The organism is Comamonas sp. B21-038 (assembly GCF_022387135.1).
GTDB classification, from domain to species: domain Bacteria; phylum Pseudomonadota; class Gammaproteobacteria; order Burkholderiales; family Burkholderiaceae_C; genus Comamonas; species Comamonas sediminis.
In genome coordinates this window covers 13,877-26,591 of record NZ_CP092462.1, presented here as the reverse complement: position 1 = coordinate 26,591, position 12,715 = coordinate 13,877, and the positions used below count along the sequence as shown (strand labels likewise).

General features: G+C 65.4%; 11 protein-coding genes. 1 reads left to right on the top strand and 10 read right to left on the bottom strand.

Annotated elements, in window-relative coordinates:
* Positions 1-220: 220 nt before the first annotated feature.
* From MJ205_RS00115 to MJ205_RS00075, 9 genes are all read right to left on the bottom strand, one after another.
* Positions 221-868, bottom strand: a complete 648-nt coding sequence (locus tag MJ205_RS00115; RefSeq protein WP_239810639.1) for a 2-hydroxychromene-2-carboxylate isomerase — start codon at positions 866-868, stop codon at positions 221-223.
* Between the two features lie 12 nt (positions 869-880).
* Positions 881-1,189 (bottom strand): DUF1289 domain-containing protein, encoded by a 309-nt coding sequence (locus MJ205_RS00110; protein ID WP_239810638.1) that lies wholly within the window; start codon positions 1,187-1,189, stop codon positions 881-883.
* Entirely contained in the window at positions 1,186-1,686 is a 501-nt protein-coding gene (locus MJ205_RS00105; protein ID WP_239810637.1) for a YbaK/EbsC family protein, read from the bottom strand. The genes MJ205_RS00110 and MJ205_RS00105 overlap by 4 nt, the downstream gene beginning before the upstream one ends.
* Before the next feature lie 116 nt (positions 1,687-1,802).
* Complete coding sequence (locus MJ205_RS00100) at positions 1,803-2,714, bottom strand: hydroxymethylglutaryl-CoA lyase (RefSeq protein ID WP_239810636.1); 912 nt, start codon at positions 2,712-2,714, stop codon at positions 1,803-1,805.
* A gap of 41 nt (positions 2,715-2,755) precedes the next feature.
* Entirely contained in the window at positions 2,756-3,679 is a 924-nt protein-coding gene (locus MJ205_RS00095) for a 2-hydroxyacid dehydrogenase (protein ID WP_239810635.1), read from the bottom strand.
* 62 nt (positions 3,680-3,741) lie between these two features.
* Positions 3,742-5,751, bottom strand: coding sequence for an acetyl-CoA carboxylase biotin carboxylase subunit (locus MJ205_RS00090; protein ID WP_239810634.1), 2,010 nt, complete (start codon positions 5,749-5,751; stop codon positions 3,742-3,744).
* A gap of 56 nt (positions 5,752-5,807) precedes the next feature.
* Complete coding sequence (locus tag MJ205_RS00085; protein WP_239810633.1) at positions 5,808-6,587, bottom strand: DUF4126 domain-containing protein; 780 nt, start codon at positions 6,585-6,587, stop codon at positions 5,808-5,810.
* A 92-nt stretch (positions 6,588-6,679) separates the two neighbouring features.
* Complete coding sequence (locus tag MJ205_RS00080) at positions 6,680-7,468, bottom strand: enoyl-CoA hydratase/isomerase family protein (protein WP_239810632.1); 789 nt, start codon at positions 7,466-7,468, stop codon at positions 6,680-6,682.
* 23 nt (positions 7,469-7,491) lie between these two features.
* The gene (locus MJ205_RS00075; RefSeq protein ID WP_239810631.1) at positions 7,492-9,099 is read right to left on the bottom strand and encodes a carboxyl transferase domain-containing protein; all 1,608 of its coding nucleotides are present in this window, start codon (positions 9,097-9,099) and stop codon (positions 7,492-7,494) included.
* Positions 9,100-9,181: 82 nt separating this feature from the next.
* On the opposite strand from MJ205_RS00075, the gene MJ205_RS00070 reads away from it, so the two are divergent.
* The gene (locus MJ205_RS00070) at positions 9,182-10,909 is read left to right on the top strand and encodes a Na+/H+ antiporter (RefSeq protein ID WP_239810630.1); all 1,728 of its coding nucleotides are present in this window, start codon (positions 9,182-9,184) and stop codon (positions 10,907-10,909) included.
* A gap of 39 nt (positions 10,910-10,948) precedes the next feature.
* On the opposite strand, the gene MJ205_RS00065 is transcribed toward MJ205_RS00070, so the two are convergent.
* Positions 10,949-12,661 (bottom strand): AMP-binding protein, encoded by a 1,713-nt coding sequence (locus MJ205_RS00065; RefSeq protein ID WP_239810629.1) that lies wholly within the window; start codon positions 12,659-12,661, stop codon positions 10,949-10,951.
* Positions 12,662-12,715: the final 54 nt, after the last annotated feature.

Below are 12,715 nucleotides of genomic sequence, written 5' to 3'. Positions count from 1 at the left end.
TTGGCGGACACTGCATTCTTCAAGCAAGCGCTGACCCAAGTCTGACGGTTTTCCAACACTAGCTTGCAAGCTGCTGACAATTCGCTGACAAAATCCAGCGCAACCCGCAGAAAAGGTTTTGCCATGTGGAAAATCGCTGCACTGCAGCAGCAACCAAGGGAAAGTCCCAGGGCTGGCAAATCCACTGGAAAGGTGTTTGCAGCGACTCAGAAGCCGGACATCAGCGTTTGGCCAATCCGGAAGGACGGTCGGCCGACGCATCCCACTGGCCATCGGCAAACCAGGCATCGCCGTTCAGGTAGGCACTCAGCATCGGCAAGCCATCGAAACCCCAGAACAGCTTGCCATCCAGCACCATGCTGGGCACGCCAAACACGCCGGCGGCCACTGCGGCGTCGGTATTGCTGCGCAAGGCCTGCTTGGCCTCCTGCTCGGCCGCATCGCCAGCGCGCAGCTGCTCGGCAAGCGTCTGCTCCAGCGCCTGCAGGCGTTGCGCATCCAGCGCGTCGGCGCCACCCAGCCAGACATGGCGGAAGATGGCATCGGCCGTGAAGCGGTTGATACAGCCGCCCTGGCCTGTGCGCAGCGCCAGGCGCAGCAACGGCAATGGGTTGAAAGGATGCTGGGCGGGCATCTGCAGACCGCAGCCCTGCCGGTGGCCCAGCCAGCTGGCATGGCGGTAGGTCCATTCGCGCTTGCCGGCGATGCCGGCCGGCCCGGGATTGGCATGCTGCTGCAGCAACGCACCCAGCAGCACAGGCCGGTAGCGCACATGCACGCTATGGCGTTGCAAGGCCTGGGGCAGCGCATCAAAGGCCAGCCAGGCATAGGGAGAGACAAAGTCCAGGTAGAAATCGATGGTTTTCATACCGGACCCCGGTCAAACCGCCGGCACCAAGGGCCGGCCATTGCTGCCCAGGCCCGCACGGCCCAGTGCCTGCAGCCAGATCTGCTGGCGCTCGGCGGTATCGGCCTTGGACCAGGCGCGGATCTCGTCAATCGAACGGTAGCAGCCGATGCAGTGGCTGCGGTCCGCGTTCATCTTGCACAGCGACACACAGGGCGATGGCACGACATCGGCGTAACCGGCCGCAAAGGCACCGGTCACCCGGACCTGCTTGGTGCGCGCTGCCAGCGGCGCGGGCGAGGCCACGGGCAACGCCACCGGCTTGTCCGCTTGCTCTGTCATGCCGCCTCCTTGACCACATCGGCCACCGGCGCGCCGGTCAGCGCTTGCAGATCGGCTGGCGCCAGCGCAAACACGCCATTCGGGTGGCCTGCTGCAGCCCAAATCTGTTCAAAGCGGAACAGCTCGCGGTCAATCAGAGTAACGGGCTTGCTCAGATGGCCGACCGGCGAGACACCGCCAATCGCAAAGCCGGTGCGGGCTTTGACAAAGTCCGCATCCGCACGGCCTACCGGGCCGACCAGCGCGGCCACCTTGGCCTCGTCCACGCGGCAATCGCCCGAGGTAATGACCAGCACGCAGGCGTCATCGCTCTTGCGGCGAAAAATAATGCTCTTGGCAATCTGGCCCAATGCAATGCCCAGCGCATCGGCGGCCTCCTGGGCTGTGCGCGCTGAGACCTCCAGCATCTGCGGCCCATGCGGATGGCCCTGGTCCTGCAGCACCCTGGCTACCCGCTGCACCCCTTCGGGCAGGCTCAGCAATTCCGCTCCACACATGGTTTGACTCCTGGTTAAGCCATGATTGTGCCGGCTTGCGCCCCCGGCTGCAGCGCCCCGGGCATTCGTGCCCCGGACATTCGCGTCCCGGACATTCGCGCCCCCGCCTCGGCCCTTCAGCCCGCGCGCTTGTTCATCAGTGCCACGGCCACGCGCGAGTTGGGCTTGCGCTGCAGGAAGTCACTGATGTAGATGCCTGCATCGACCAGCTTGTCCAGATCGATGCCGGTCTCGATGCCCATGCCCTGCAGCATGTAGACCAGGTCCTCGGTGGCGACATTGCCGGTTGCGCCCTTGGCATAGGGGCAGCCGCCCAGGCCGGCGATGGAAGACTGGAAGTTCCAGATGCCCAGCTCCAGCGAGGCCAAGGTGTTGGGCAGCGCCTGGCCATAGGTGTCGTGGAAATGCCCGCTGACATGGTCAACATCGAAATACTGCAACGTGGCCTCCAGCGCCTTTTGCACCTTGATCGGAGTGCCCACGCCAATGGTGTCGGCCACATCCACGCGCTCCACGCCAATGCCCTTCATCAGCTCGGCCAGGTAGGCCACGCGCGAAGGCGCAATCTCCCCTTCATAGGGGCAGCCGACGGTGCAGCTCATCGCGCCACGCACGGCAATGCCGGCAGCCTTGGCCGCGTCCACCACAGGGGCAAAGCGCTCGATGCTCTCGGCGATCGAGCAGTTGATGTTGCGCTGGCTGAAGGCCTCGCTGGCCGCGCCAAAGACCACGATCTCATCGGGCTGCGAGGCCACGGCCGCTTCATAGCCCTTCAGGTTCGGGGTCAGCACCGAATAGCGCACACCGGCCTTGCGCGCCAGCCCCGCCATCACCTCGGCGTTATCGCCCATCTGAGGCACCCACTTGGGACTGACAAAGCTGGTCACCTCGATCTCGGTCAGGCCTGCCTCCTGCAGCCGGTGGGTCAGCTCGATCTTCACGGCGGCCGGCACTGGCGATTTCTCGTTCTGCAGGCCGTCACGGGGGCCGACATCAATCAATTGGACACGTTGGGGGTAGCGGGCCATGGGGCGTCTCCTGGAGTATTTCTCAAAAACGGGGGGCGGAATCAGTATCCGCGATCGGCATAGACCATGCCGCCAGGCTTCTCTCCGGCGGCAAAGGCCTGGAGCTTGTGCAGGATCTGCTGCAAGGTCTCTTCGGGCAAGGTGCGGGCGGAGCTGTGGGGGGTGATGCGGATCCGCGGATGCTGCCAGAACGGGTGCCCGGCGGGCAGCGGCTCGGTGCGGAACACATCCAGTGTGGCGCCAGCGACCTGGCCGCTGTCCAGCGCCGCCAGCAGGTCGGCATCGACCAGGTGCGCGCCGCGCGCCACATTGATCACATAGGCGCCCGGCTGCAGCTGCGCCAGCAGGCTGGCGTCGATGATGTTCTCGGTCTGCGGGGTCAGCGGCAGCAGGTTGACGAGGATGCGTGTGGCGCGCAGAAAGGCCGGCAGTTGGGCACTGCCTGCATAGCAGTCCACACCAGCGATCTGCTTGGGCGAGCGGCTCCAGCCGCGCACCGGAAAATCAAACTGCGCCACCGCCCGGGCCACGCGCTCGCCCAGCACACCCAGGCCCATCACGCCGACGGGAAAATCGCTGCGCAAGCGCAAGGGCTGCTGTGCCCAGACGCCGGCGCTTTGCTGGGCGCGGTACGGCGCCAGGTCGCGGAAATGGTCGATGACCGCATGGCAGACATACTCGGCCATCTGCACGGCCATGCCGGCATCTTCGAGCCGCAGCACCGGCACGCCAGGCGGCAACTGGCGCGCAAACAGCGCATCGACGCCGGCACCCATGTTGAAAATGGCCTTGAGGCCCGCGCCTTGCTCGTCCAACAGTTGCTGCGGCGGCTTCCAGACCAGCGCGTAGTCGGCCTGGGCCATGCCCGGGGTCCAGCCGCTGGCGTCCGCCTGGGGCAGGTGCAGCCGAATCGCGTCCAGCCAGGGCTGGAGCGCATCGCTGTCGGTGTAGACGAGAATTTTCATGGCCGGCATTTCAGCACAGAAAGCAGCGCAGCGCCGTCACAGACAGCGCAGAGGCGCATACGTCAGGACGCAGCGACCTGCAGCTTGAGCAGCTCGGCGCCTTCGGTCACCTGGTCGCCGGGTGCAAACAGCAGCTCCAGCACCTCGCCATCGGCTGGGGCGGCAATCGTGTGCTCCATCTTCATGGCCTCCATCACCGCCAGCGGCTGGCCCTTGCTGACCTTGTCGCCCGCCTTGACCGCAAACGACACCACCTTGCCCGGCATCGGCGCCGTCAGGCGCCCCCCTTCGCTGCCGGCATCACCGGCATGGGCCAGCGCATCAATGGCGGTGATCTCGGCCGCACCACGCGGCGCAAACACATGCACCACCTCGCCCTGCTGCCAGGTCTGCACCTGGTCGCGCTGGCCGTTGAACTGCAGCTCCACCAGCTCGCCGTTGGGGCTGAACTGCAGCGGGCCGGTGGCATCGCCCACCGTCAGCACCAGGCCACCGGCCTCGTAGCGCAGCGCCGCCTGCAGCTTGTCGCCGCCAAACTCAAAGTCAAAACGGCGTTCGGTCACGCCATGCGATTGCCAGCCATCGCGGCGGCTGAAGGGGTCGTTGCTCTCGGTAGCGCGCTCCTGCAGCAGCTCGGCCACCACGGCAGCGGCCGCAGCGGTATCCAGGCCCAGGCCGCGCTGCTTGAAGAGCAGCGCTTCTTCGCGCTGGATCAGTGCCGTATCGAGCTTGGCCTGGCCAAACGAGGGCGTGGCCAGGATATGGCGCAGAAACTGCACATTGGTCTGCAGGCCGACGATGCGCACGGCCGCCAGCGCCGCATCCAGCCGTGCCAGCGCCTGGGCGCGGTCTGCGCCATGGACGATGAGCTTGGCGATCATGCTGTCGTAGAACGGGCTGATGGCATCGCCTTCGCGCACGCCATCGTCAATGCGCACATCGCTGATCGCAAAACTGCTGCAGTCGGGCTTGCGGTAGACATGCAAGGTGCCGGTGGCGGGCAGGAAGTTGTTGTCCGGGTTCTCGGCGCAGATACGCGCCTCGATCGCGTGGCCGCTGATCTTCAGCGCGGCCTGCTGCTTGGGCAACGGCTGGCCGTTGGCCACCAGCAGCTGCCACTGCACCAGGTCCTCGCCGGTGATGGCCTCGGTCACCGGGTGCTCGACCTGCAGGCGCGTGTTCATCTCCATGAAATAGAACTTCATCGCCTCGGGCTGGTCGTAGCCGCCGGGCTGCTCGACGATGAATTCCACCGTGCCCGCACCCACATAGCCCACGGCCTTGGCCGCTGCCACCGCCGCCTCGCCCATTTGCTGGCGCAGTGCGGCCGTCATTCCGGGCGCTGGTGCCTCTTCCAGCACCTTCTGGTGGCGGCGCTGCACTGAGCAGTCGCGCTCGAACAGGTAGACGCAGTTGCCTTGCGTATCGCCAAACACCTGGATCTCGATATGGCGCGGGCGCAGCACGTATTTCTCGATCAGCACCGCATCGTTGCTGAAGCTGTTGATGGCCTCGCGCTTGCAGGATTCCAGCGCGGCGGCGAAGTCCTCGCTTTTTTCCACCAGGCGCATGCCCTTGCCACCACCGCCGGCGCTGGCCTTGATCAGCACCGGGTAGCCGATGCGGTCGGCCTCCGCGTGCAGCAGGGCCGGGTCTTGCCCTGCGCCGTGGTAGCCCGGCACCAGGGGTACGCCGGCCTTTTCCATCAGCTGCTTGGATTCGGCCTTCAGGCCCATCGCCCGGATGGCGCTGGCAGGCGGGCCGATGAAGACCAGGCCCGCAGCGGCGCAAGCGGCGGCAAAGTCCTCGTTCTCGCTCAGAAAGCCGTAGCCGGGGTGGATGGCCTGGGCGCCGGTGGCCTGGGCGGCCTCGATGATGCGTTCCCAGCGCAGGTAGCTGTCCTTGGGGGCGCTGCCACCGATGTGCACGGACTCGTCGCAGGCGGCCACATGCTTGGCATGGGCGTCGGCATCAGAGTACACGGCCACGGTCTTGACGCCCATGCGGCGGGCTGTAGCGGCGACGCGGCAGGCGATCTCACCACGGTTGGCGATCAAAATTTTCGAGAACATACAACAATCTCCTCAGTCTTCTTCCCTGTCCCCGGCCCGCCTTCGCAAGCCCTGGGTCAATATCGTTGGTGATCCGCGCCGGTGGCGGCCAGGGCCACCGGCTCTTCATGGCCCAGCCACCGGCGAATCCGGCGCACCACAGCCCGCAAAAACTTCCACAGCACCCAGGTCATCACCCACATCAGCACCAGCACCACGGCCAGCGCCACCGCAAACACCAGCGGGTGGTTGATGGCCAGCCACACTGCGCCGACCGACACCCCGTCTTCCAGCAGGCTCGCCCCCCAATTGGAGAACGGCTCCGGGCTGGTGTTGATCGCTGCGCGCGTGGTGGTCTTGGCCACCTGGCTGCTCAGCGCCAGGGTGCCGCCCATCAAGGCGGCCGCCGTGGCCATCGTCGCGTTGTCGGTACCAAACACGCTGGCGGCCAAGGCCGCGCCAGCGGGCACACGCACGACGCTCTGCACCACATCCCAGACCGAATCCACGCCGGGAATCTTGTCGGCAAAGAACTCGACAAACAGCAGCGCGCCACTGATGACCAGGATCACCGGCTGCTGCAGCACCGTCAGCCCGCCGGGCAGGTGCAGCACGCCCGTCGCGCCCAGCATGCCCGTCACAAACACCACCGCGTAGAGCCGAAAGCCACTGGCCCAGCCCAGCGCGGCCGCCAGGGCCATCAGCTGGCCCCAGTCCCACTGCGCCATGGCCTGCCCCATCTGGCCGGCCACCTGGCCGACCTGGTCGGCCGCCTGCCCCACCGTTTGGGCGGTGTCCTTGTCCAGATGCAGGCCCATGCCGTGCAGCCAGTTGACGATGGTGTTCCAGGTATCCATGGTGGGGCTCCTCAGTGCCAGTCAGCAAACGCGCTGTTTATAGCGCCAACGCCTGCTTGCTGTCTGCCATCCAAGGCCGCGTTATGCGTACTTCAGCCTCCCAGCCAGCTGGGTTTGCGTTTGTTCAAGAATGCCTGCACGCCTTCCTTGCCTTCGGCGCTGGCGCGGATATCGGCAATGCCGGCCACCGTCTCGGCGATCAGCGCCTCGTCCACCTCGCGGCCGGCCACATCGAGCACCAGCTTTTTGCAGGCCTGCACCGCTGCCGGGCTGGCGCTCAGCAGGTGCTTGAGCAGGCCGTCCACAGCGCTGTCCAGCGCCTCGGCCTCCACCACCTGGTGCACGAAGCCGGTGCGCAGTGCTTCAGCGGCGTCAAAGCGCTCGCCGGTCAGAAAGTAGCGGTGCGCCGCACGCGGGCCCATCGCGCGGATCACATAGGGGCTGATCGTGGCCGGGATCAGACCGATCTTCACCTCGCTGAGGCAAAAACCGGCATGGCTGGCCGCCACCGCCATGTCGCAGCAAGCGACCAGACCCATGCCGCCGGCGTAGACATCGCCTTGCACCCGCGCGATCGTCGGCTTGGGGCAGGTGTAGATCACGCGCAGCATCTCGGCGAGCTTGCCGGCATCGACCAGGTTCTCCTCACGGGTGTAATCGGCCATCGCGCGCATCCAGTTCAGGTTGGCGCCGGCGCAAAAGGCCGGGCCTTCGGCGGCCAGCACCACGGCGCGGACCTGGGCCTGCGCCCCCACCCAGGTAAAGGCGCGGGTGATGTCGGCAATCACCTCGTCGCTGAAGGCATTGCGGACATCGGGCTGGGTCAGCGTGATGGTGGCCACCGGCCCAGCGGCTTCGACGGTCAGAAATGTGCTTTTCATGGTGTCCTCTCTGTCTCAGGGTATTACATGCGAAAGACGCCGAACTTGGTGTCTTCGATCGGTGCATTGCGGGTGGCTGCCAGGCCCAGCGCCAGCACGCGGCGGGTATCGGCCGGGTCGATGACGCCGTCATCCCACAGGCGTGCCGAGGCGTAGTAGGGGTGGCCCTGGTCCTCGTACTGCTGGCGGATGGGTGCCTTGAAGGCCTCCTCCTCCTCCGCCGTCCAGGCGCCGCCCCGGCCCTCGATGCCATCGCGCTTGACCGTGGCCAGCACGCTGGCCGCCTGCTCGCCGCCCATCACGCTGATGCGTGCGTTCGGCCACATCCACAGGAAGCGCGGGCTATAGGCCCGGCCGCACATGCCGTAGTTGCCGGCGCCAAAACTGCCACCGATGATGATCGTGAACTTGGGCACGCTGGCCGTGGCCACCGCCGTCACCAGCTTGGCGCCGTGGCGGGCAATGCCCTCGTTCTCGTACTTGCGGCCCACCATGAAGCCGGTGATGTTCTGCAGGAAGACCAGCGGAATCTTGCGCTGGCAGCACAGCTCGATGAAGTGTGCGCCCTTGACGGCCGACTCGCTGAACAGAATGCCGTTGTTGGCGATGATGCCGACCTCCATGCCCTCGACCCGGGCAAAGCCGCAAACCAGGGTTGCGCCAAAGCGGGCCTTGAACTCGTCGAAATCGCTGCCATCGACAATGCGAGCGATGATTTCGCGCACATCGAAAGGCTTGCGCGTATCGACGGGAATCACGCCATACAGCTCATCGGCCGGGTAGGCCGGTGCCTGCGGCGCCTTGTCCGCGGCATGGGGCTGCTTGGCCTTGTTCAAATGGCTCACGGCCTTGCGGGCCAGCGCCAGCGCATGGGTGTCGTTGTCGGCCAGGTGGTCGGCCACACCCGACAGGCGGGTGTGCACATCCCCGCCGCCCAGGTCTTCGGCGCTCACCACCTCGCCGGTCGCAGCCTTCACCAGCGGTGGGCCACCGAGGAAAATCGTGCCCTGGTTCTTCACGATGATGGACTCATCGCTCATCGCCGGCACATAGGCGCCGCCGGCGGTGCAGGAGCCCATGACCACGGCGATCTGCGCAATGCCCTGGGCCGACATATTGGCCTGGTTGTAGAAGATGCGGCCAAAGTGCTCGCGGTCGGGGAAGACCTCGTCCTGGTTGGGCAGGTTGGCGCCGCCCGAATCGACCAGGTAAATGCAGGGCAGGCGGTTTTGCGCCGCCACTTCCTGCGCGCGCAAATGTTTTTTAACCGTCATTGGGTAGTAGGTGCCGCCTTTGACCGTGGCATCATTGCACACGATCATGCAGTCCACCCCGCTGACCCGGCCCACGCCGGCAATCAGGCCCGCGCCGGGCGCATCGTTGTTGTACATGTTCAGTGCAGCCAGTGGTGCCAGCTCCAAAAAGGGCGTGCCGGGGTCCAGCAGCATCTGCACGCGGTCACGCGGCAGCAGCTTGCCCCGGCCCAGGTGCTTGGCCCGTGCGGCTTCACCACCGCCTTGCGCCACCTTGGCAGACTGGGCCCGCAGGTCCTCCACAATGCTGCGCATGGCTTGCGCATTGGTCTGAAAATCTGCCGACCGGGCATTCAGCTGGGTTGCGAGTTTGCTCATGCTTGTCCTCTTCAATGTTCTAGCGTTCCGTTCAGAAACGCGTTTTCTTTAAAAATAGTCTGCTGCCAAACGAATCCGCACCATGCACACCGTCGAAACCGTCCTGCTCGTCCTGATGATCGGTGCCGTCACCGGCATCATTGCGCGCTACATCCGGGCCATACCGCTGCCGCTGATCCAGATCATGCTGGGCGCTGCGCTGTCCTGGCCGCAACAAGGCCTGCATATCGATTTCGATCCCGGCCTGTTCATGCTGCTGTTCATTCCGCCGCTGCTGTTTGCCGACGGCTGGCGCATTCCCAAGCGCGAGTTCTTTGCGCTGTACCGCCCTATTTTGCGGCTGGCCTTTGGCCTGGTGCTGTTTACCGTGATTGGCCTGGGCTACCTGATCCACTGGATGATTCCGGAGATCCCGCTGACCGTGGCCTTTGCGCTGGCCGCCGTGATATCGCCCACCGATGCGGTGGCCGTCTCGGCCATCACGCGCAACCTGGGCATGCCGGCCCACACCATGCATGTGCTCGAAGGCGAGTCGCTGCTCAATGATGCCTCGGGCCTGGTGGCGCTGAAATTCGCCATCGCCGCCACGTTGACCGGCGTTTTCTCCTGGACCCAGGTCACGCAGGAATTTCTGTGGATCGCCCTGGGCGGCCTGGGCGTGGGTGCGGCGGTGGGCTGGGGCTTCAGCTACCTGCGCGATACCGTCACCCGCCGCCTGGGCGATGTGGCGGCCACCCAGATGGTGCTGCTGCTGGTGCTGCTGCCGTTTGCGGCCTACCTGCTGGGTGAAAAAATTGGCGTCTCCGGCATTCTGGCGGCCGTGGCCGCTGGCGTGGCCACCAATTTTGGCGATCTGAACCGCGCCGACTACATCTCCGAGCGCATGCAGACCGCCGGTACCTGGGCGATGGTCGAATCGGCCTTCAACGGAGCGATCTTCCTGCTGCTGGGCTTGCAGCTGCCGTCGATCATTGGCGTGACCTTGCGCGATGCCGGCCATGACTGGTGGATTCTGGTGGGCTATGTGGCCATCATCTCGATCGCGCTGCTGGCGCTGCGCTGGATCTGGCTGATGCTGGGCGTCAGCCGCAGCCTGCACAAGGCCCACCAGGCCGGCAAGCTGATCAAGAAACCCGATCTCTGGCTGAACCTGGCCACCACGTTGGCGGGCATTCGCGGAGCGGTCACGTTGGCCGGTGCGCTGTCCGTGCCGCTGCTGCTGAACAACGGCCAGCCGTTTCCGGCACGCGATATGCTGATCTTTCTGGCCACCGGCACGATCTTGTTCACCTTGGTGATCGGCAGCATCGGCCTGCCGCTGGTACTGCGCCGCGTGCAGGCGACGAGCGAGCCCGAATCGGTGCGCGAAGAGCGCCAGGCGCGCATTGCAGCCTGCCGCGCGGCGATCAACAGCCTGGCGATGAGCGACGACGATGCCGCCCGGCAGCCCACCGAATGGCAGGCCCAGCAGCATGAAATCGAAGGCCGCATTGCGCGCGAATACCGCAACCGTATCGACCTGCTCGACGAAGAGCGCACGCCCGAATCGGCCGAGGTGCAGGACCTGGCCACGCCTGACGCCGTGCAGGAGCGGCGCCTGCGCTATGTGGCCGAGCTGGAGATGCGGCTCAACTGCATCAAGGTCGAGCGCCACACGATCTACGCCGAGCGGCACAACAACCGCATCAATGACGAATCGCTGCGCAGCCTGGTCCAGGAGCTGGATTTGAGCGAGATCACCTTGCGCAAGCGCCTGGAAGTGGCCCGCCGCGCCGCTGCCAAGCAGGCAGCCAAGCTGGAAGGGCATTGATCGTACAGGCGGTTGCTGCATGGCGGCGCTCTGCGCGGTTCAGGCCGTCTTGCTCACATCCAGCTTCAGCGATTCGATCATCGCCTCGCGGATCTTGAACTTCTGGATCTTGCCGGTCACCGTCATCGGGAAGGCCTCGACAAACTCGATGTAGCGCGGCACCTTGTAATGGGCCACCCGGCCCTTGCAGTAGCTGCGCAGTGCCTCGGCATCCAGGCTTTGGCCAGCCTTGACGATGACCCAGGCGCAGAGCTCTTCGCCAAAGCGGCTGTCGGGCACGCCGACCACCTGCACATCCTGCACCTGCGGGTGGGTGTAGAGGAACTCCTCGATCTCGCGCGGGTAGATGTTCTCGCCGCCCCGGATCACCATGTCCTTGATGCGGCCGACGATGTTCACATAGCCTTCGGCATCCATCGTGGCCAGGTCGCCGGTGTGCATCCAGCCATCGCCATCGATGGCCTCGCGCGTCTTGGCCTCGTCGCCCCAGTAACCATGCATGACGGAGTAACCGCGCGTGCAGAGCTCACCCGATTGCCCGGGGGCCACGGTCTCGCCGGTCTCCGGGCTGACGATCTTGACCTCCAGGTGCGGATGCACCTTGCCGACGGTGGACACGCGCTTGTCCAGCGGCGTATCGGTCGAACTTTGGCAGCTGACCGGGCTGGTCTCGGTCATGCCGTAGGCGATGGTGATCTCGGACAGATGCATCTGGCTGACGACGCGCTTCATCACCTCGATCGGGCAGGGGGAGCCAGCCATGATGCCGGTGCGCAGGCTCGACAGGTCGAACTCGGCAAAACGCGGGTGGTCCAGCTCGGCGATGAACATCGTGGGCACGCCATGCAGGCCGGTACAGCGCTCGGCCTGCACCGTCTCCAGCACGGTCAGCGCATCAAAGCCATCATTGGGGTAGACCATGGCCGCACCATGCGTCATGCAGGCCATATTGCCCAGCACCATGCCAAAGCAGTGGTAGAGCGGCACGGGGATGCAGAGCCGGTCCTCTTCGGTCAGCCGCATCGCCTCGCCAATGAAATAGCCGTTGTTGACGATATTGCGGTGGGTCAGGGTGGCGCCCTTGGGAAAGCCGGTGGTGCCACTGGTGAACTGGATATTGATCGGGTCGTAGGGCGTCAAGGTGGCGCCGATCTGCGCGACCTGCGGGTCGGCTGCCTCACCGCTGGCGATAAAGCGCGAGAAGCGCTGCATGCCCGGCTGCTCCTGGCCCTGGCCTGCGACATCGATCCAGACCACCAGACGCAGATCGGGCAGCGCCGCGATCTGCAGTGCGGCGCTGCCTTGTGTCTCCAGCTCCGGCGCCAGCGCACGCACCATGCCCAGGTAGTCGCTGGTCTTGAAACGCTCCATCACGAACAGCGCCTTGCACTGCACCTTGTTCAGCGCATAGGCCAGCTCGGAGGTGCGGTAGGCCGGGTTGATGTTGACCAGGATGATGCCCACATGGGCGGTGGCCAGTTGCAGCAGCACCCATTCCACATTGTTGTGCGACCAGATGCCGACCCGGTCGCCTTTGGCGATGCCGGCACGCAGCAAGGCACTGGCCAGTTGCTGCGATTGCGCCAGCAGTTGCTGGTAGCTCAGGCGCAGGCCCTGGTGGCGGCTGATGAGCGCATCACGCGCGCCAAAACGGGCCGCCGTCTCGCTCAGTTGCTGGCCGATGGTCTTGTTCAGCAGGCGCGGCTCGCTGGCGCCCCGTGCATAGCTGCTGGTCAATCTGGTCTCGCTCATGGTGTCTCCTGTCCGCCGCCCAACCAGCCGGGCCGGCGGCCTTTTTCCTTGTCT